15 protein-coding genes, 2 tRNA genes and 2 pseudogenes are annotated in these 19,480 nt (G+C 71.5%); 4 read left to right on the forward strand and 15 right to left on the reverse strand.

Annotation, left to right across the window (positions count from 1 at the left end):
* A complete protein-coding gene (gene ndk, locus MVA48_RS08360) occupies positions 1–411 on the reverse strand; it encodes a nucleoside-diphosphate kinase (protein WP_246987773.1) in 411 nt (136 codons plus the stop codon).
* A 454-nt stretch (positions 412–865) separates the two neighbouring features.
* On the opposite strand from ndk, the pseudogene MVA48_RS08365 reads away from it, so the two are divergent.
* A pseudogene (locus MVA48_RS08365) lies at positions 866–3,106 on the forward strand (S8 family serine peptidase); the annotation flags it as partial.
* A 321-nt stretch (positions 3,107–3,427) separates the two neighbouring features.
* Here MVA48_RS08365 and MVA48_RS08370 read toward each other — a convergent pair.
* From MVA48_RS08370 to MVA48_RS08380, 3 genes are read right to left on the reverse strand one after another with little or no spacing between them, the layout of a single operon-like run.
* Entirely contained in the window at positions 3,428–3,742 is a 315-nt protein-coding gene (locus tag MVA48_RS08370; protein ID WP_246989127.1) for a DUF4233 domain-containing protein, read from the reverse strand.
* A gap of 58 nt (positions 3,743–3,800) precedes the next feature.
* On the reverse strand, positions 3,801–5,153 hold the full coding sequence (locus tag MVA48_RS08375) for a bifunctional folylpolyglutamate synthase/dihydrofolate synthase (protein ID WP_246987775.1): 1,353 nt from the start codon (positions 5,151–5,153) through the stop codon (positions 3,801–3,803).
* 21 nt (positions 5,154–5,174) lie between these two features.
* The gene (locus tag MVA48_RS08380; protein ID WP_246987777.1) at positions 5,175–5,630 is read right to left on the reverse strand and encodes a YccF domain-containing protein; all 456 of its coding nucleotides are present in this window, start codon (positions 5,628–5,630) and stop codon (positions 5,175–5,177) included.
* An 80-nt stretch (positions 5,631–5,710) separates the two neighbouring features.
* Between MVA48_RS08380 and valS the strand changes: the two genes are divergently transcribed.
* Positions 5,711–8,305, forward strand: a complete 2,595-nt coding sequence (valS, locus tag MVA48_RS08385) for a valine--tRNA ligase (protein WP_246987779.1) — start codon at positions 5,711–5,713, stop codon at positions 8,303–8,305.
* A gap of 5 nt (positions 8,306–8,310) precedes the next feature.
* Here valS and MVA48_RS08390 read toward each other — a convergent pair whose 3' ends face one another.
* The gene (locus MVA48_RS08390) at positions 8,311–8,604 is read right to left on the reverse strand and encodes a hypothetical protein (protein WP_246987781.1); all 294 of its coding nucleotides are present in this window, start codon (positions 8,602–8,604) and stop codon (positions 8,311–8,313) included.
* A gap of 156 nt (positions 8,605–8,760) precedes the next feature.
* On the opposite strand from MVA48_RS08390, the gene MVA48_RS08395 reads away from it, so the two are divergent.
* Entirely contained in the window at positions 8,761–9,693 is a 933-nt protein-coding gene (locus MVA48_RS08395) for a DUF559 domain-containing protein (RefSeq protein WP_246987783.1), read from the forward strand.
* A gap of 61 nt (positions 9,694–9,754) precedes the next feature.
* Here MVA48_RS08395 and clpX read toward each other — a convergent pair whose 3' ends face one another.
* The 5 genes and pseudogenes from clpX to MVA48_RS08420 all read right to left on the reverse strand — a co-directional run bounded on the left by clpX (position 9,755) and on the right by MVA48_RS08420 (position 14,474).
* A complete protein-coding gene (clpX, locus tag MVA48_RS08400; RefSeq protein ID WP_246987785.1) occupies positions 9,755–11,023 on the reverse strand; it encodes an ATP-dependent Clp protease ATP-binding subunit ClpX in 1,269 nt (422 codons plus the stop codon).
* Between the two features lie 303 nt (positions 11,024–11,326).
* On the reverse strand, positions 11,327–11,956 hold the full coding sequence (locus MVA48_RS08405; RefSeq protein WP_246987787.1) for an ATP-dependent Clp protease proteolytic subunit: 630 nt from the start codon (positions 11,954–11,956) through the stop codon (positions 11,327–11,329).
* Positions 11,957–11,975: 19 nt separating this feature from the next.
* Positions 11,976–12,574, reverse strand: a pseudogene (locus MVA48_RS08410) (ATP-dependent Clp protease proteolytic subunit).
* Positions 12,575–12,863: 289 nt separating this feature from the next.
* The gene (gene tig / locus MVA48_RS08415; RefSeq protein WP_246987789.1) at positions 12,864–14,273 is read right to left on the reverse strand and encodes a trigger factor; all 1,410 of its coding nucleotides are present in this window, start codon (positions 14,271–14,273) and stop codon (positions 12,864–12,866) included.
* A 124-nt stretch (positions 14,274–14,397) separates the two neighbouring features.
* Positions 14,398–14,474, reverse strand: a tRNA-Pro gene (locus MVA48_RS08420).
* A gap of 113 nt (positions 14,475–14,587) precedes the next feature.
* Between MVA48_RS08420 and MVA48_RS08425 the strand changes: the two genes are divergently transcribed.
* Positions 14,588–14,661, forward strand: a tRNA-Gly gene (locus tag MVA48_RS08425).
* A 379-nt stretch (positions 14,662–15,040) separates the two neighbouring features.
* On the opposite strand, the gene MVA48_RS08430 is transcribed toward MVA48_RS08425, so the two are convergent.
* Genes MVA48_RS08430 through MVA48_RS08450 form a run of 5 tightly spaced genes read right to left on the reverse strand, consistent with a single transcriptional unit; the run spans position 15,041 to position 19,479 of the window.
* Positions 15,041–16,399 carry an NAD-dependent succinate-semialdehyde dehydrogenase gene (locus MVA48_RS08430; RefSeq protein ID WP_246987791.1) on the reverse strand — a complete coding sequence of 453 codons (1,359 nt, stop codon included), beginning with the start codon at positions 16,397–16,399 and terminating at the stop codon, positions 15,041–15,043.
* Between the two features lie 45 nt (positions 16,400–16,444).
* On the reverse strand, positions 16,445–17,605 hold the full coding sequence (locus tag MVA48_RS08435; RefSeq protein WP_246987793.1) for a fumarylacetoacetate hydrolase family protein: 1,161 nt from the start codon (positions 17,603–17,605) through the stop codon (positions 16,445–16,447).
* A gap of 46 nt (positions 17,606–17,651) precedes the next feature.
* Positions 17,652–18,092, reverse strand: coding sequence for a VOC family protein (locus tag MVA48_RS08440; protein ID WP_246987795.1), 441 nt, complete (start codon positions 18,090–18,092; stop codon positions 17,652–17,654).
* Positions 18,089–18,556, reverse strand: a complete 468-nt coding sequence (locus tag MVA48_RS08445) for a hypothetical protein (protein ID WP_246987797.1) — start codon at positions 18,554–18,556, stop codon at positions 18,089–18,091. Before MVA48_RS08445 ends, MVA48_RS08440 begins: the two co-directional genes overlap by 4 nt.
* 2 nt (positions 18,557–18,558) lie before the next feature.
* On the reverse strand, positions 18,559–19,479 hold the full coding sequence (locus tag MVA48_RS08450) for an ABC transporter permease (RefSeq protein WP_246987799.1): 921 nt from the start codon (positions 19,477–19,479) through the stop codon (positions 18,559–18,561).
* Position 19,480: the final 1 nt, after the last annotated feature.

Below are 19,480 nucleotides of genomic sequence, written 5' to 3' on the forward strand. Positions count from 1 at the left end.
TCAGCCGAGGTCGGGGAAGAACAGGCCGATCTCGCGGGCGGCCGACTCCGGCGAGTCGGAACCGTGGACGATGTTGTTCTGCACCTCGAGGGCGAAGTCGCCCCGGATCGTGCCGGGTGCGGCCTTGACCGGGTCGGTGGCGCCGGCCAGCGCGCGGAACGCCTCGATGGCCCGCGGGCCCTCGACGACCAGCGCGACGAGCGGGCCGCTGGTGATGAACTCGACGAGCGAGCCGAAGAACGGGCGCTCCCGGTGCTCGGCGTAGTGGGTCTCCGCGACATCGGCGGTCAGCGTGCGCAGCTCGGCGGCCACCAGCCGGAGGCCCTTGCGCTCGAGGCGGGTGATCACCTCGCCGACCAGGCCGCGGGCGACGCCGTCGGGCTTGACGAGGACGAGAGTGCGTTCGGTCACGGGGCGGCAGCCTACGGCCAGATCGACTCGCTCGTTCAGGCGACTCAAGAACTGGACCGTTGCGTCCGAATGACCTTGTGTGAGCACCAGGAGCTGGCGAGTCGTCGCCTGCGCGGTCGGCGTCGTCCTCGGCGTCTCCTCCGCCGCCCCCGCGCTGGCCGAGTCGCCGACGTCGCAGGACCTCGACGGCATTCCCGCGGCCCTCGATGCCGACCTCTCGCTGGCCGAGACGCAGCGGCTGGCCGCCGCGACCAGCGGCGACGGCGTGCCGCTATCCGCCTTCGTCACCACACCCGACGGTCCGGAGATCGTCACCCTCGAGGCCGGCTCCCGGTCCGAGGCCGCCGCGGCCGCTGCGCTGCTCGAGGCGCAGCCGTCCGTCGAGGCCGCCAACGTCTCGCAGCTCGCCCTGCCCACGACCTCCGCCCGTGCCGCTGACCTGTACGGCAACGCGATGGTGCGCTCCGAGCCGGCCCGCGCCGACGTCGACAACTTGCTGTCCGACGTCGTCGTCGCCGTCCTGGACACCGGTGTGGCCCCCCACCCGGAGCTGGTCTCGGCGCTGGTGCCGGGCCGCAACTTCACCGACAGCCCGGGCGGCGTCCTGGACACCACCGACCGGCACGGGCACGGCACCCACGTCGCCGGCACGATCGGTGCCGACGCCGGCTCCGACATGGAGGGCGTCGCCCACGGCGTGAAGCTGATGCCGGTGAAGGTGCTCGGCGACAGCGGACCCGGCTGGGACAGCTGGATCGCCGCCGGCATCGTCTGGGCGGCCGACAACGGCGCCGACGTCATCAACATGTCGCTCGGCGGCCCCGGCTACTCGGCCGTGGAGCAGTCCGCCGTCGCCCACGCCCGCTCCCTCGGCGTGACCGTGATCGCGGCCGCGGGCAACGACAACTCCTCGGCCCTGTACTCCCCCGCCGGGCTGACCGGTGTCATCGCCGTGTCGGCGGTCGACGAGGCGCAGGCCAAGGCCTCGTTCTCCAACTACGGCTCCGCCGTCGACCTCGCCGCGCCGGGCGTGCGGATCCTGTCCGCCGCCCACACCGGCGGCTTCACGGTCAAGAGCGGCACGTCGATGGCCGCCCCGCACGTCGCCGGTGTCGCCGCGCTCGTCGAAGGCGCCGCGCCGGGGCTGACCCCGGACCAGGTGGAGCAGGCACTCGTGGCCGGTGCCGTCGACCGCGGCGCCGTGGGCCGCGACGACGTGTACGGCCACGGGGTCGTCGATGCCTCGCGTGCCGTCCGGGCGGCGAACAGCCTCGAGAGCACGGGCGCCGTCTCCCTGCCGCCGGTCGTGGTGAGCGCACCCGGTGCGCCCGCGGCGCTGTCGTCGGCGGTGGCCTCGCGCCAGGTGGACCTCGCCTGGGGTGCGCCGTCGGACGACGGCTACTCGCCGATCACCGGGTACACGGTGCGCTTCTACGCGGGTGGCACGCTGCGGGGGACGGCCACCTTCGACGCCACGGGTCGGAGCATCCGGTTCACCGGCCTGACGAACGGCACGGAGTACACGTTCACCGTCGTCGCCGCCAACGCCCAGGGGCAGAGCCCCGTGGCCACGGTCTCGGCGACGCCCTACGGCGTTCCGGGCACGCCCGTCGTCGGCACCGTTACGCCCGGCGACGCCTCCGTGGTCCTGGGCGGGAACCCGCCGGCCGACACCGGCGGCTCGCCGATCACCGGCTACACGGTGCTGGTCCGCCAGGGGTCGACGCTGCTGCAGACCCTCACCGCGGGAGCCGCGGACAGGAGCATGACGGTCACCGGCCTCGCCAACGGGACGGCGCACACGTTCCTGGTCTCCGCCAGCAACGCGCAGGGCTCGGGCACGGTCAACACGGTCTCGGCCACGCCCCGCACCACGCCCGGTGCCCCGGTCATCGGAACGCCGACCCCGGGTCCGCTGTCCGTCGTCGTCGCCTGGACCGCGCCGGCCGACAACGGTGGCGCGGCGATCAGCGGCTACACGGTGCGCGCCTACCGGAACGGCGTGGAGGTCACCTCCGCCGGAGCGCCGGGCACGGCGACCAGCCTGGCGCTGCCCCTCGCCGAGCAGGAGCCGCACACCTTCACCGTGACGGCGCACAACGCGGCCGGACCGGGCACCGCCTCGGCGCACAGCGCCCCGGTCACGCCGGGAGCGCCGCTGACCGTCCCGTCCGCACCGGTCATGGGGACGCCGGACCTCGGGAGCACCGCCGTCCGCGTGAAGTGGTCCGCCCCGGCCAGCGACGGCGGGTCCCCTGTCACCAGCTACACGGTGCGGCTCTACCGCGGCGCGACGCTGCTCGGGACGCGGGTGGTGTCGCCCGCCACGACGAGCTACCTGGTGACGGGCCTGCCGAACGGGACGGCGCACCGGTTCTCCGTGACCGCGACCAATGCCCAGGGCTCGGGACCGGTCGCGGAGTTCACGGCCACGCCGCGGACCGTGCCCGGCGCGACGCGGATCGGCGCGGCCTCGCCCGGCGCGGGGTCCGCCGTGGTCAGGTGGGCGGCGCCGCTCAGTGACGGCGGCGCACCGCTCACCGGCTACTCGGTCCGCGTGTACCGGGGCGCCACCTGGGTGACGTCCGTGCCGGCCGCCGGAACGGCGACCAGCGCGACCGTGACCGGGCTGACCAACGGAGTGGCGTACACCTTCGTCGTGTACGCGCAGAACGCCGCCGGATACGGGCCGGCGTCCGCGCACAGCGCCCGCGTGGTGCCCGGACTCCCCGCCCAGCCGCGCATCACCGGCTACGCACCGGGCCGGTCCTCCGCCACCGTGGTCTGGGCACCCCCGGCCGACGCAGGGGTGCCCATCAATGCCTACGTCGTGCGGATCTACTACGGCTCCACGCTCGGCCGGACGGTCACGGTCCCGGCGAGCACCACCCGCCTCACCGCGGGGGCCTGCGGCCCGGCGTGGGGTACACGTTCACCGTCACCGCGCGCAACGCCACCGGTACCGGCCCGATGTCGGCGAGGAGCGGCACCGTCGTCCCGCTGCGATGACCCCCGGTCAGGCCGGGGGCGCGTCCACCGGTGGACCGAACGGCGAGCCGAGCAGCTGCTTGCGCACCTGCAGCAGGTAGAGCCAGATCAGCACGAAGGCACCCGCCACGAACCACATGACGCTGTTGAGCAGCCCGGTCAGCAGCAGCGGCACCTGGAGCACCGTGCCGATGACGACGCCGCGGGCCCGCTGCTGCACACCCGCCGCCAGGATCAGCACGACGGCCAGCACCAGCAGGACGGCCAGCCGGGCGCCGGTCAGGCCGTCGCCGGTCTGCGCGATCCCCCGCGGGACGAACAGCGTGGCGATGCCCTCGAGCACCAGGATGCCCGCGGCCGCGCCCCCAGCGCCCGCGCCGCCCGGCCCGGATCGGGGGCGGTCACGACCGGCGCCCGCTCATCAGCGTGCGGGCTTCCCCTGCCGTGATCACGCTGCCGGTGACCAGCACGCCGGATCCGCCGAGCGCGTCGTCGGGGCCGGCCTCGGCCAGCTCGATCGCCTCCGTCAGGGCTTCGGGCAGCCGCGGCGACACGCTCACCCGGTCGGCGCCGAAGACGTCGACCGCCAGCGCGCCCAGCTCGTCGGCCGGCATGGCCCGCGGCGAGCTGTTCTGGGTGACGACGAGCTCGGCGCAGACGTCCTCGAGCGCGGCGAGCATGCCGCTGACGTCCTTGCCCGCGACGCATCCGACGACGCCGACCAGCCGGGTGAAGTCGAAGGACTCCTTGATCGCGGCGACGGTCGCCGCCATGCCCGCGGGGTTGTGCGCGGCGTCGACCAGCACCGTGGGGCTGGTGCGGACCCGCTCCAGCCGACCCGGTGACCGCACGGCGGCGAACGCCGCCCGCACCGTCTCCTGCTCGATCGGCCCGGTCGCCGCACCGGCACCCAGGAACGCCTCGACGGCCGCCAGGGCGGTCGTCGCGTTCTGCGCCTGGTGGGCACCGAACAGCGGCAGGAAGATCTCCTCGTACTCGCCCCCCAGGCCCTGCAGCCGGATCTGCTGACCGCCGACGGCGATCCGCCGGTCCAGCAGCCCGAACTCGGTGCCCTCCCGCGCGACGACGGCCTCGACCTCCACCGCCCGGCGCACCAGCGCGTCGAGCGCGCCGGGCTGCTGGTGGGCCAGCACGGCGATCGAGTCGTGCTTGATGATCCCCGCCTTCTCCCCCGCGATCGTGGCGACGTCGGGGCCCAGGTACTCCGCGTGGTCGAGGTCCACCGGCGTGACCACGGCGACCCGCGCGTCGGCCACGTTGGTGGCATCCCAGGTGCCGCCCATGCCGACCTCGACGACCGCGACGTCGACCGGCGCGTCGGCGAACAGCGCGTACGCCATGCCGACCATGACCTCGAAGAAGCTCATCGGGTGCTCGCCGCCGGCGTCGACCATCTGCACGTACGGCGCGACGTCGTCGTAGGTCTCCACGAAACGTGCGGCGCCGACGGGTTCGCCGTCCAGGACGATCCGCTCGCGGATCGACTCCAGGTGCGGGCTGGTGAACCGGCCCACCCGCAGACCGAAGCCACGCAGCAGCTCGTCGATCATCCGGGCGGTCGTCGTCTTGCCGTTCGTGCCGGCGACCTGGATGACCGGCATCGCCCGGTGCGGCGACCCGAGCAGGTCGACCAGGGCGTTGATGCGGGTCAGCGAGGGCTCGAGGCGGCTCTCCGGCCAGCGGGCCAGCAGCTCCTTCTCGACCCGGGCCATGTCTCCGGTACTGCCGTCCACATGTCCCAGGATGCCAGCCGGTCAGGCGGCGACCGCGCGCTCCCGGGGCACGCCGTGGACGACGCCGCTGCCGGCGTGCATCCAGTCGCGCGGTGGGTCCGTCGGCACCACGCGCTTGCCGAGCGGGAACAGCCCCACCGCGGCGAGCTTGAACGAGGCCACGCCGAAGGGGATGCCGACGATCGTCAGGCAGAAACCGATGCCCGCGACGACGTGCACGAGCGCCAGCCACCACCCGGCGATCAGGAACCACACCAGGTTGCCGAGCGCGGACGCCGCTCCGGCGCCGGGCGCGCGCACCGTCGTCCGGCCGAAGGGCCACAGGACGAAGGAGGCGAGACGGAACGACGCGATGCCGAACGGGATCGTGACGACCAGCAGGCAGGCGAGCACGCCGGCCGCGGCGTAGGCCAGCGCCAGCAGCCAGCCCTGGAGGACCAGCCACACGACGTTCAGCAGGAGGCGCAGGGTGTCCACGACTGCCCCACGGACAACGCCTGTGGTCGGTTCCCCGGCGTGCGCGGAATCGCGTTGTCGGGCCTTTCTAGGATTGGGGCATGGCTTCCGACATCGCGCCCCCGGCCACTGCTGCCCTGGGAGCGGGCGCCGGTGTACCCGAGAAGTCGTCGATCGACGGGCTCGAGGAGAAGTGGGTCGAGCGCTGGGCGGCCGACGACACGTACGCCTTCGACCGGGCGGCCGCGCTGAAGGGCCCCCGCGAGGACATCTACTCGATCGACACCCCGCCGCCGACCGCGTCGGGCTCGCTGCACGTGGGGCACGTGTTCAGCTACACCCACACCGACATCGTCGCCCGCTACCAGCGCATGCGGGGCAAGCACGTCTACTACCCGATGGGCTGGGACGACAACGGCCTGCCGACCGAGCGCCGGGTGCAGAACTACTACGGCGTCCGGTGCGACCCGTCGCTGCACTACGACCCGTCGTTCGAGCCGCCGGCCAAGCCGGGCAAGGACCAGGTGCCGGTCTCCCGCCGCAACTTCGTCGAGTTGTGCATGCGGCTGACGGAGGAGGACGAGCGCGCCTTCGAGCAGCTGTGGCGCCGGGTCGGGCTGTCGGTGGACTGGACGAACGTCTACCGGACCATCTCCGAGTCCTCCCGCGCCACCGCCCAGCGGATGTTCCTGCACAACCTGGCCCGCGGTGAGGCCTACGCCCAGGAGGCGCCGACCCTCTGGGACGTCACCTTCCGCACCGCGGTGGCCCAGGCCGAGCTCGAGGACCGCGAGCGCCCCGGCGCCTACCACCGGATCGGGTTCTCCAGCCGGGAGGGCGTCGTCTACATCGAGACCACCCGTCCGGAGCTGATCCCGGCCTGCGTCGCGCTGGTGGCCCACCCCGACGACGAGCGGTACCAGCCGCTGTTCGGCAAGACCGTGCGGACGCCGCTGTTCGACGTCGAGGTCCCCGTCGTCGCCCACCGCCTGGCAGAGCCGGACAAGGGCTCGGGCATCGCGATGATCTGCACCTTCGGCGACCTCAACGACGTCACCTGGTGGCGGGAGCTGCAGCTGCCGACCCGGGCGATCGTGGGCTGGGACGGCCGGATCCTGGCCGACCCGCCGCCGGGCGTTCCTGCGCGCCCCTACGACGAGCTCGCCGGGAAGACGGTCTTCAGCGCCCAGCAGCGGATCGTGGAGCTGCTCCGCGAGTCCGGCCACCTCGACGGCGAGCCGAAGCCGATCACCCACCCGGTGAAGTTCTACGAGAAGGGCGAGCGCCCGCTCGAGATCGTCACCACGCGCCAGTGGTACATCCGCAACGGCGGCCGGGACGCCGACCTGCGCGACGCGCTGATCGCCCGGGGCCGCGAGATCCAGTGGGTGCCCGAGCACATGCGGCACCGGTACGAGAACTGGGTCGAGGGGCTCAACGGAGACTGGCTGATCAGCCGGCAGCGGTTCTTCGGCGTCCCGTTCCCGGTCTGGTACCGGCTGGACGAGTCGGGCGAGCCGATCCACGACGACCCGATCCTGGCGCCGGACTCCGCGCTTCCGGTCGATCCGTCGGAGGACGTGCCCGAGGGGTTCACCGAGGACCAGCGCGGCAAGCCCGGCGGCTTCGTCGGCGACCCCGACGTCATGGACACCTGGGCGACGTCGTCGCTGTCCCCGCAGGTCGCCTCCGGCTGGGACACCGACCCGGAGCTGTTCGCGGCGGTCTTCCCGATGGACCAGCGGCCGCAGGCGCACGACATCATCCGCACCTGGCTGTTCTCGACCGTCGTCCGGGCGCACTTCGAGCACGGCACCGTGCCGTGGTCGCACGCCACGATCTCCGGCTTCGTCGTCGACCCCGACCGCAAGAAGATGTCGAAGTCGAAGGGCAACGCGACGACGCCGATCGACGTCCTCGAGCGGTACGGCACCGACGCGGTCCGCTGGCGGGCCGCCGGTGCGCGTCCCGGCGCGGACTCCCCCTTCGACGAGGCGCAGATGAAGGTCGGCCGGCGGCTGGCCATGAAGATCCTCAACGTCGGCAAGTTCGTGCTCGGCCTGGGCGCCGGGTCGGTCGACCTCGCCACCGCCGCCGACCGGATCACCGAGCCGATCGACCGGGCGCTGCTGACCGCGCTGGCGTCGGTGGTCGACGAGGCCACCGCCGCCATGGAGGCCTTCAACTACACCCGCGCGCTCGAGGTGGCCGAGTCGTTCTTCTGGTCGTTCTGCGACGACTACGTGGAACTGGTGAAGTCCCGGGCCTACCGCGCCGGTCCCGACGCCGAGTCGGCGCACGCCGCCCTGGCCCTGGCGCTGTCGGTGCAGCTGCGCCTGTTCGCGCCGGTCCTGCCGTTCGTGACCGAGGAGGTCTGGTCGTGGTGGCGGTCCGGCTCGGTGCACCGGGCTGCGTGGCCGGCTGCCTCCGAGCTGCCGGCCGACGGTGACGCCGCGCTGGTCGACGCCGCGGCCGAGGCGCTGGCCGGCGTGCGCAAGGCCAAGTCGGACGCCAAGCAGTCGATGCGCGCCGACGTGCAGTCCGCGACGATCATCGCCCCGGAGGAGCGGGTGGCGGCGGTCGAGGCCATCCGCCCCGACCTGGTCGACGCCGGGCGGATCGCCTCGCTGGAGGTGCTCGCCGGGAGCGGCCCGCTCAGCGTGGCCGTCGTGCTCGCGCCGGTCGCGGAGGCGTAGGGGTCTCAGCCGTTGCCGCGGAGCAGCCGGAGGTGCGGCCCGGTCGAGATGCTCTCCCGCTGGTCGGGGATCTGCGGCAGCCCCGCGGCGCGCCGGACCCGGTTCTCGGGGACGTCGATGGCCTGGGCGAGGCTGCCCGCGAACGCCTCGCTGATGAATCCTCGGCCTCCGCTGCGCGCGAGCCGCTCGATGGTCTCGGGGGCGACGACCCAGCCGCAGCGGCGGGACGCCTCGACCGGGGTGATGTCCAGTTCGAGCAGCCGCCGGCGCACCAGGTCCTGCAGGTCCGTGTCCGCCACGCGCCCAGGCTAGTTCCGCCACCAGCCCCCGGCATCCGAGAACCGGTGGACCCCCGCGGCCCAGACCCGCCCGCCGTCTGAGGCGCCCGGGTCCACTCGTCGCGCGTGTCCACAGGACGTGAGCGGCGGCGGCCGCGGATCGGCCAGTCTCTCCGCGTGCACCGACTGGACGACCTGTTGCCCGGTGGGGTGGCGTCGCGAGGCCAGCTGGCCCGGATCACGAGCTCCAGCAGCGTCGGCCGGTGGCTGGCCCGCGGCGACCTCCTGCTCGTGGCGCCGGGCGTGGTCGCGATCGCGCGGCGCGCGACCGAATGGCTGGTCCGTGCCCGAGCCGCGACGCTCTACGCCGACGGCGTGCTCAGTCACCTCTCGGCGCTCACCGCCGCGGGGCTGGCTCCCGAAACCCCGGGTCCCGTGCACGTCACCGTCCCGCCAGCGCGCCGGCTGCGCGACGCGGACGACGTCGTCGTGCACCGGTCACGGCAGCGCCTGGTCACGATCCGGCGCAGCGGACTGGAGGTCACCGAACCCGCTCGGAGCCTGGTCGAGGCGTGGGTGTGGGCGGAGTCCCCGACCCGGAACGTCCGCAGCTCCGCCGAACAGCCGGTCGTCCGCCAGGCGTTGATCGAAGCGGTGCGGACGAAGGAGGCGCGGCCAGCGGTCATCCGTCGGGAGTCGCAGCGGCGGAGCCGGCACCCAGGTCGCGCGGAACTGTCGCGACTGCTCGCGCTCGTGGAGGCGGGTTGCCAGAGCGAACTCGAGATCTGGGGCGTCCTGCACGCTCTTCCCCGACCACCGGAGGTCCCGCCGTACGTGCAGCAGCACCGCGTCGTCCTGGCCGACGGTCGACGGGTCGAGCTGGACGCCGCCTGGCCGGAGGCGCGGGTGGCGGTCGAGCTCGACGGCGCCGCCTTCCACGGCAGTCGGCAGGCCCGTGAGCGCGATCTGCGACGGGACACCGCGCTGGCCGGCGAAGGCTGGATCGTGCTGAGGTTCAGCTACGCGAGGCTGGTCGCCGATCCTGAGGGCTGCCGGCGCGAGATCCTCGCCGTGCTCCGGCAGCGACTGACGACCAGTGGACCCCGCTGACTCGTTCCGCCGGCCGTTCTGGGCCACATGGGTCCACCGGTTGGCCGCCGAAACGCGATGGTCAGGCGGACTTCTCGCGGCGCTCGCGGGTGGGCTTGCGCGGCACGATCGTCGGGTTCACGTGCTCGAGGACGACCTCCTTGGTGATGACCACCTGGGCGACGTCGTCGCGGCTCGGGACGTCGTACATCACCGACTGGAGCACCTCCTCCATGATCGCGCGGAGCCCGCGGGCGCCGGTGCCACGGAGGATGGCCTGGTCGGCGATCGCCTCGAGGGCGTCGTCGGTGAACTCCAGATCGACCCCGTCGAGCTCGAAGAGCTTGCGGTACTGGCGCACCAGCGCGTTCTTCGGCTCGGTGAGGATGTTGATCAGCGCCTCGCGGTCCAGCTTCTGCACGCTGGTGATCACCGGGAGGCGGCCGATGAACTCGGGGATCATGCCGAACTTCAGCAGGTCCTCGGGCATGACCTCGGCGAACGCGTTCGCCTCGGCGATCTCGGCCTTGCCGCGGATCTCGGCGCCGAAGCCGATGCCCTGCTTGCCGGTGCGCGCCTCGATGACCTTCTCCAGGCCGGCGAAGGCGCCGCCCACGATGAACAGCACGTTCGTCGTGTCGATCTGGATGAACTCCTGGTGCGGGTGCTTGCGACCGCCCTGCGGGGGCACCGACGCCGTCGTCCCCTCGAGGATCTTCAGCAGCGCCTGCTGGACGCCCTCACCGGAGACGTCGCGGGTGATCGACGGGTTCTCCGACTTGCGGGCGATCTTGTCGACCTCGTCGATGTAGATGATGCCGGTCTCGGCGCGCTTGACGTCGTAGTCGGCGGCCTGGATGAGCTTGAGGAGGATGTTCTCGACGTCCTCACCGACGTAGCCGGCCTCGGTCAGGGCGGTCGCGTCGGCGATCGCGAAGGGTACGTTCAGCATGCGGGCGAGGGTCTGCGCCAGGTGCGTCTTGCCGCACCCGGTCGGGCCCATCAGCAGGATGTTGGACTTGGCCAGCTCGACGCCCTCGTCGCGGCGGTCACCACCGGCCTGGATCCGCTTGTAGTGGTTGTAGACCGCGACCGACAGCGTGCGCTTGGCCTTGTCCTGGCCGATGACGTACTGCTCGAGGAAGTCGTGGATCTCCTTGGGCTTGGGCAGCTCGTCGAACTTCAGGTCCGAGGACTCCGACAGCTCCTCTTCGATGATCTCGTTGCAGAGGTCGATGCACTCGTCGCAGATGTAGACCCCGGGGCCCGCGATGAGCTTCTTGACCTGCTTCTGGCTCTTCCCGCAGAAGGAGCACTTGAGCAGGTCACCGCTCTCACCGATTCGTGCCACCTGCTGACCTCCACCTGTGAAAAGCCGGTCCTGACGTCAGGACCCGCGCCTTGATTCTGACTGCTGCGCCCGCGCTCGGCCTCATGTTTCCGGGCGAATTCCGCGAGGCTCTCCACCCGCCGTCACCGGCCGGGGATCGGGCGTCCGCAGACCGTAACCGCTGCCACCGACGCTGCCGGGCAATGACTCACCCGGTCCGGCCGGCCGTCCCACATCTGTCTCGCTGGTGCCCTCTGCCCCGCGTGCCCGTGACCTGAGGCTACGGGTCGGGGACGCTCCGCGCGCGTCCCCGACCCGGCCGGGTCAGCGAGCGGGAAGGGCGTTGAGCTTCCGGCTCTGGATGACCTCGTCGACGATGCCGTACTCCTTCGCCTCGGGAGCGGTGAGGATCTTGTCGCGGTCGATGTCGGCGCGGACCTGGTCCACGGAGCGGCCGGTGTGCCGCGCCAGGATCTCCTCCATCTGGGACCGCACCCGCTGGATCTCGGCGGCGTGGATCTCCAGGTCCGACACCTGGCCACCGGCCTCGCCCGACGGCTGGTGGATCAGCACCCGCGAGTAGGGCAGCGCCAGCCGCTTGCCCGGCGTGCCGGCCGACAGCAGGACGGCGGCAGCCGAGGCGGCCTGGCCCATGCACACGGTCTGGATGTCCGGGCGGACGAACATCATCGTGTCGTAGATCGCCATGAGCGACGTGAAGGAGCCGCCGGGCGAGTTGATGTAGATCGTGATGTCGCGGTCGGGGTCCGCTGACTCCAGCGTGATCAGCTGGGCCATGACGTCGTTGGCCGAGGCGTCGTCGATCTGCACCCCGAGGAAGATGATCCGCTCCTCGAAGAGCTTGTTGTAGGGGTTGGACTCCTTCATGCCGTAGCTGGTCCGCTCCACGAAGGAGGGCAGCACGTAACGGCTGGAGGGCATCTGGAAGCTCATGGGGTTCTCCTCCGAACCGTCAGTTGTCCGTGACCGGGTTCTCGGCACCGGTCATCGTGGCGCGGCTGACCACGTGGTCGACCATGCCGTACTCGAGGGCCTCCTGAGCCGTGAACCAGCGGTCGCGGTCGGAGTCCTTCTCGATCTGCTCGACGCTCTGACCGGTGTGCTGCGCCTGCAGTTCGTTGAGCTCGGACTTGGTGCGGCGGAACAGGTCGGCCTGGATGGCGATGTCGGCGGCCGTGCCGCCGACGCCGCCGACGGCTGGTGCATCATGATCCGAGCGTGTGGCAGGGCGTAGCGCTTGCCCGCGGTGCCGGCGGTGAGCAGGAACTGGCCCATCGACGCGGCCAGACCCATGCCGTAGGTGGCCACGTCGCAGTCGATGAACTGCATCGTGTCGTAGATGGCCATGCCGGCGCTCACGGAGCCACCGGGCGAGTTGATGTACAGGTGGATGTCGCGCTTGGGGTCCTCGGCGGACAGCAGCAGCATCTGGGCGGCCAACTGGTTGGCGATGACGTCGTCGACCTGGCTGCCCAGGAAGATGATGCGCTCGCGCAGCAAGCGCTCGTAGACCGAGTCGTTGAGGTTCATCCCCCCGGCAGCGGCACGCATCAGGGGCGAGCCCGCCAGGTTCGGGTCGGTAGTGCTCACGGGTGCGGTGACCTCCGTAGGACTGTCGGACAGTCGGTCTCGGTGAGTGGTGCGGTCGGGGATCGGCAGTCGCGGGTGCGGTACCCCCCGGCGATCGCCTGAGTCCTGTCGACCCTAACGCGGTCCCCGCAGGAGGCAGTCCCCGTCGGGCCGGTGTTCGCCGACGGCGCAGCGCACGTTCACCACGGGCCTCGGAATGCACGACGCCGCCTCACCTGGTCGGGCGAGGCGGCGTCGTGGAGGTGTCGGCTCAGGCCTTGGCGGCCTCGTCGTCGCTGATCTCGACCGGGCCGGGTGCCTCGTCACCGGCCGCCTCGGCGGCTGCAGGTGCCTGCACCGTCTTCGGGCGCAGCGCCTCGAGGTCGACCACGTTGCCGGAGGCGTCGGTGATCGTCGTCTCCTCGAGCAACTGGGCCAGCGTCTTGGTGCGGCGGACGTCGGCGACGAACTCGGCGATGTTGCCGCCCTGCTGCAACTGCTGCGCGTACTGCTCCGGGCTCATCCGGCTGCGCTGGGCCTGGGCCATGATCTGCGCCGAGAGGTCGTCGTTGTCGACGGTGACCTCACGGGCGTCGGCGATCGCGTCGAGGATGAACTGCGTCCGGACCGCCTCCTCGACGTTCTTGCGCTGCTCGGCGTCGTAGGCCTCGCGGGACTCGGTGTTGGACATGGACAGGAACGTGTCCCAGTCCATGCCGGCCTGCTGGAGCTCCTGCTCGAAAGCGCGGTTGCGCCACTCGATCTCGCGCTCGACGAGGTTCTCCGGCATCGGCACGTCGACGATCTCGAGCAGGTGCTCGACCAGCTTGTCGCGGGCCTGCGCCCCCTGCTGCAGGGTCTTGGTACGGGTCAGCCGGGTCCGGACGTCGTCCCGGAGCTCGGCCAGGGTGTCGAACTCGCTGGCGGTCTGGGCGAAGTCGTCGTCCAGCTCGGGGAGGTCCTTGGTCTTGACCGAGCGGACGGTGACGGTGACGTCGGCGGTCTCGCCGGCGTTCGGGCCCGACAGCAGCGCGGTCTGGAAGGTCTTCGACTCGTCGGCCGACAGCCCGCGGACCGCGTCGTCGAGGCCCTCCATGAGCTGGCCGGTGCCGACCTCGTAGGACATGCCGGTGGTCGAGCCGTCCTCGAGCACCTCACCGTTCAGCGTGGCCTCGAGGTCGATCGACACGAAGTCGCCGTCCTGCGCCGGCCGGTCGACGCCGGTCAGCATCGCGAAGCGCTCGCGCATGACGGAGATCTGCTGGTCGATCTCCTCGTCGGTGATCTCGATGTCCTCGACGGTGACGGCGAGGTTCTCCAGCGACGGCAGCTCCAGCTGCGGGGCGACGTCGACCTCGGCGGTGAAGGCGAGGGTGTCGTTGTCGTCGAGGCGGGTCACCTCGATCTCGGGCTGCCCGAGCACCCGCACCTGGTTCTCGCGCACGACCTGGGAGTAGACCTCCGGGACGGCGTGCTGGACGACCTGCTCGAGGACGACCGGCCGCCCGATGCGCTGGTCGAGCACCCGGTTGGGCACCTTGCCGGGGCGGAAGCCGGGCACGCGCACCTGCTTGCCGAGCTCCTTGTAGACCTCGCCGAAGGCATGGTCCAGGTCGCCCCACGGCACCTCGATCGCCATCCGGACCCGCGTGGGGCCGAGTTCCTCGATGGTGCTCTTCACAGCGGCAGTGCTCCTCGGATTGCAGACAGACAGGCGCCGACAGGACCGACGGCGCGGAATCGCCCACGAGTCTAGAGACGGGTGGGCCTTCTGGGGGTGGCGGGATACGAGCCCGCTGCACCCATGGTCGGGGTGACAGGATTTGAACCTGCGGCCCCCTGCTCCCAAAGCAGGTGCGCTACCAAGCTGCGCCACACCCCGCGGCCGGTCGAGTCTAGGCGTCGGCCGTGCGCGCCCGCGCCACCCGTCTGGTGAGACGCAAGGCACCCGCCGCCTCGTGCGGCGGGACGGCCGTTACGCTGGTCGGGCACCTCGCGGGTGTAGCTCAATGGTAGAGCCCCAGCCTTCCAAGCTGGCCATGCCGGTTCGATCCCGGTCACCCGCTCCACCCGGGATTTCCCACGACACCGTTCACAGGTGTCTCGGGACATCGCTCATGTCGCGGGCTGTGATTGGCAGCCGCGTGTCGGCGGGGTGGTACGTCGGCCTGTAAGCCCGCGTCAGGGCCGGCAGTGAAACCCGCCTCACCGTCGCCGTCGTCGACGCTCACAACCGCGCGAGAGCCGAAGGCCCGCCCGTGGCAGCAGCCTTGGGGTGTGAACTTGAACGAGGTCATGGCGGACCTGCGGCGGATCCCCGCCAAGACACACGTGAGCAGTCCGGTCATGGAGAAGACGGCGACCGGGGACCCAGGAGCCTTCGAACACGACGCCGCCGCCCGTCCAAGCGCCGGGCGGCGGCGACCGGTCAGCGGTCGGTAGAAGCCGCTACAGCCTGATCACTTTCTTGTTCATGAACTCCTCGATGCCCAACGGGCCGAGCTCGCGGCCCACGCCGGAACGCTTGATGCCGCCGAAAGGCAGGTCGGCCTGCGACCCGCCGGCCTGGTTCACGTACACCATGCCGGCGTCGATGCGGCTCCCCACGCGAGCCGCCCGGCCGCGGTCCTCGCTGAACACACCGGCGCCGAGCCCGAAGGGAGTGTCGTTGGCCAACCGCACCGCGTCGTCCTCGTCCTCGGCCTGGAAGACCAGGGCGACCGGCCCGAAGAGCTCCTGCCGGTAGACGTCCATCTCCGGCGTCACGTCGGTGAGCACGGTGGGCTCTACGTAGGCGCCGGGCCGTTCGACCCGGTGGCCGCCCGTCCGCAACGTGGCTCCCTGCCGCACGGCCGACTCGATCTGCTCGACGAGCCGCTCCGCCGCCGCGTCAGACGACAACGGCGCCAGCGTGGTCGCCGGGTCGGTCGGGTCGCCCGGCGTGAACTCGGCCATCTGCCGGGTGAGCTTGTCGACGAACTCGTCGTAGAGGTCGCACAGCACAATCATGCGCTTCGGGGCGTTGCACGCCTGGCCGGTGTTCCCCATGCGGGACTCGACCGCGACCTTGACGGTCCGGTCCAGATCGGCGGTGTCGAGCACCAGCATCGGGTCGGACCCGCCGAGCTCGAGCACGACCTTCTTCAGGTGCCGACCGGCCTCTGCGGCCACCGCGGCCCCCGCCCGCTCGCTCCCGGTGAGCGACACGCCCTGCACCCGTGGGTCGGCGATGATCTCGGCGACCTGCTCGTTGGTCGCGTAGAGGTTGAGGTAGGCGTCTTCGGGCAGGCCTGCGTCGCACAGTAGCGCCTCGATGGCCGCCGACGACCTCGGGCAGCTGGGCGCGTGCTTGAGCAGGATGGTGTTGCCCAGGACCAGGTTCGGCGCGGCGAACCGGGCGACCTGGTAGTAGGGGTAGTTCCACGGCATGATGCCCAACAGCACCCCGACCGGGCGCTTCTGGATGACCGCCTCGCCGCCCTGGATGGTCAGCGGCTCGTCGGCGAGCAAGGTCTCGGCGTTGTCTGCGTAGTAGTTCCAGATGTCGACGACGATGCCCATCTCCCCCTTGGCCTCGGGGAGCAGCTTGCCCATCTCGGTCGTGATGATCGCGGCCAGCTCGTCGGCCCGCTCCGCGAACAGCTGCGCGGCGCGCTTGACGACCGCGGCGCGCTCGACCGGGGGCCGCTCGCGCCACAATAGGTAGCCCTGGTGCGCGCGGTCGATCGCGTCGCGGACCTCGTCGTCGGTCGCCGTCGGGAACGTCTCGATGACCTCGCCGGTCGCGGGGTTGGTCACTGCATACATCTGTTCATCCTCTCCTTGGGTGCGGGTCGGCGTCGGTCGGTCAGATCAACTCGCGCTGCCGCAGGCTGCGCACCAGCGACCAGATGCCGAACTCCCAGCGGGGGCGGTCTCGGCCGTCGCCACCCGGTTGACCAGCGCACCGAGCTGCGGGGTCGCAATACGCACCACGTCGCCCAGCACGTGGGTGAAACCCGCGCCCGGCGCGTGCCGGTCCTGCGTCGGGCTGAACAGGGTGCCCGTGAACAGAACGAAACCGTCGGGGTACTGGTGGTGGTCGCCGATGGCGTGCTGGACGAGCTCCAGCGGGTCGCGGCTGATGTTCAGCATCGAGCTGACGCCGTTGAGCACGAAGCCGTCTGGCCCGTCCACCTCCAGGTTGACCTCCAGCTTCCGGACGTCGTCCATCCCGAAGCCGTCGTCGAACACCCGGATGAACGGGCCGAGCGCGCAGGAGGCGTTGTTGTCCTTCGCCTCGGTGAGCAGCAGCGCGCTGCGGCCCTCGAAGTCGCGCAGGTTGACGTCGTTGCCGAGGGTCGCGCCGACCGGAGTGCCGTCGGAGCGGACGGCCAGCGCGACCTCGGGCTCGGGGTTGTTCCAGACAGAGCGCGAGTGGACGCCGATCGTCTGGCCACTGCCCACCGCCGACAGCACGGGCGCCTTGGTGAAGATCTCCGGGTCGGGACCGATGCCCACCTCAAGGTACTGCGACCACAGGCCCTCGCGCTGCAGGATCTCCTTCACCTGGGCGGCCTGCGGCGACCCGGGCCGTACCGCGGAGATCGCCCCGCCGACGACCTCCGAGAGCTGGTCGCGGATCTCGGCGGCCTTCGACGGGTCACCTTTGGCCCGCTCCTCGATGACCCGCTCCAACATGCTCTCGACGAAGGTCACCCCCGCCGCCTTGATCACCTGCAGGTCCACCGGGGCGAGCAGGCGCGGCAGCGACCGGTCGTCCTCCGTCTCAATGGCCGCGACCAGCTGCTGCAGCGCCCAGCGGCGGGTGCCGCGCCGGGCTGCGGCGAGGACGTCGGTCAGGTCGCGACGCTCAAGCAGAGTGGAGACGGTGGGCTCGACGTGGCTTAGGTCGACGGCGTCGGTGCCGTCGACGACGACGACGCACGGCCCCTGGGTGTCGGGGTCGAACACCCGGCCCACCAGCGTGGCGGTCTCGGCGTCCACCGGGAGCAGGTCGTGCACGGACAGCATGGGTCCTCGTTTCGGTTCGGGAGGGCGAGAGGGCAGGAGGACGGGGTCAGGCGGGCAGCGGGGCGTCGGGCGTCGGCCGGCCGGGCTTTCCGCCCTCGTACCAGGCGAAGAACTCCCAGAACTCCCCGCAGGGGCCGGCGAAGTAGACGCACCGGGCGTTCCACGGGTAGTCGGCCGGCGGCCGGTAGAATTCGACGCCGCGGGCCGTCAGGCGCTCGTACATCTCGTCGATGTGCGCCGGGGAGTCGAGCTCGCAGGCGATCATCACGCCGTGGCCCTCGGGCTCGGTGACCTGGGCCGGCACTCCGGTGGTGTCGCGGATCAGCTGGGCGTCCCAGAGGGCCAGGACGACACCCGGCCCGGTGAAGTCGGCGAAGCCGGGCATCCGGGAGTCGAGCTCGAACCCGAGCTTGTCCATGTAGAACTGCACCGCCGTGTCTAGGTCGCGGGTGACCAGGCAGACGTCGGTGATGGTCGGTCGGCTCACGGAGCGGCTCCAATGCTCGGGTCCTGCACGGACCAGTCGTTCTCTCGGGGGAACTGCCACGGGGTGGGCAGGAGGTCGGCCGCGCGCACCTTGCGCACCGCGCCGCCGAGGTCGACGAGCACGTCGGCCGACCGGCCGTAGGTGCCCATGAGCTCGCGGCACACCCCGCACGGGTTGGTGACGACGACCCGGCCGGCGTCGTCCTTGCACACGGCGACGATCGTCGCGATGCCCTCGTCGCCGGCCATCTGCGCGTTGGCGATCGCCGATGACTCGGCGCACACGTTCACCCGGCGGGAGCCGATGTGCAGTCCCAGGTAGGTGCGCCCGCTCGCGCTGCGCAGTGCGGCGGCGACCTGGTGCCGCTCGGGATGGTGCGCCCGGGTCAGCAGCTCACGTGCCTGTTCGAACAGCGCCAGGTCGTCGGCGTCCAGTGACCGGTCGTCCAGCGACGGGTGGGCCATGCTCAGCTCTCCATGACGGGTGTGGCGATGCGCGTCGCGCCCTCGCGCGATGTCCGTGCCAGGACGATCAGCCCGATGAGCGCGACGATGTACGGGATCATCTGGGCGAACTGCGGCGGCATGACGTCCTCGTTGATCTGCACGCTCGCGGCGGAGGACAGGCCGAAGCCGACCGACATGACGGCCAACAGGCCGACCCGGCCGCGGCAGAAGATGACCGCGGCGAGGGCCACGAAGCCCAGGCCGCTGGTCATACCCTCGGTGAACAGGGTCAGCTGCCCCAGGCTCAACTGCAGGCCGGCCAGCCCGCAGAGGGCGAAGCACCAGGCCTGGGCGACGACGCGCATCCACGTCACGTTCCCGCCCGCGGTGGCCAGCGCGGCCGGGTGCTCGCCGGCGGCCTTCAGGTGCCGGACGACGACGGTGTGCCGCACGGCCAGGGCGAGCAGCAACACGAGCGTCCAGCTCAGGTACGTGAGCACGGTGTGCCCGGACAGGATGCCGCCGAGGACGGGCACGTCCTCGACACCGGGAATGTGCAGCTTCGGCAGCGGCGGGATGCCCGGGTCGCTGAGGGTGCCCTTGACCCCGTACATCGAGCGCAGCAGGTACACCGTGCCGCCCGCGCCGAGCACGTTGAGCACGATGCCGGCGACGAAGACGTTCACCCGCAGCACCGTGATCAGGTAGCCGAAGATCATCCCGCACAACAGGCCGAGCACCGCGACGACGGCGAGGGCGGCCAGCGACGAGCCGGTGAACAAGCCGACCACGACACCGAAGAACGCCCCGAAGATCATGATGCCCTCGAGGCCCACGTTGAGGTCGCGGGTCCAGGCCGTCGCCAGGCCGCCGAGGCCGGCCAGCAGGATCGGCGTGGTGAACCGCATGCCGGAGGCGAGGAACGCATCGAGCCAGTCCACG

The sequence above is a fragment of the Blastococcus sp. PRF04-17 genome (genome assembly GCF_023016265.1).
In the GTDB taxonomy this organism is placed as follows: Bacteria; Actinomycetota; Actinomycetes; order Mycobacteriales; family Geodermatophilaceae; genus Blastococcus_B.

Bases quoted from the DNA above. Each gene is read 5' to 3' on its own strand.
- MVA48_RS08405 (WP_246987787.1), bottom strand. From the start codon at position 11,956: ATGAGCTTCCAGATGCCCTCCAGCCGTTACGTGCTGCCCTCCTTCGTG.
- valS (WP_246987779.1), top strand. From the start codon at position 5,711: ATGGCTTCCGACATCGCGCCCCCGGCCACTGCTGCCCTGGGAGCGGGC.
- MVA48_RS08445 (WP_246987797.1), bottom strand. From the start codon at position 18,556: ATGGCCCACCCGTCGCTGGACGACCGGTCACTGGACGCCGACGACCTG.
- MVA48_RS08430 (WP_246987791.1), bottom strand. From the start codon at position 16,399: ATGTATGCAGTGACCAACCCCGCGACCGGCGAGGTCATCGAGACGTTC.
- MVA48_RS08435 (WP_246987793.1), bottom strand. From the start codon at position 17,605: ATGCTGTCCGTGCACGACCTGCTCCCGGTGGACGCCGAGACCGCCACG.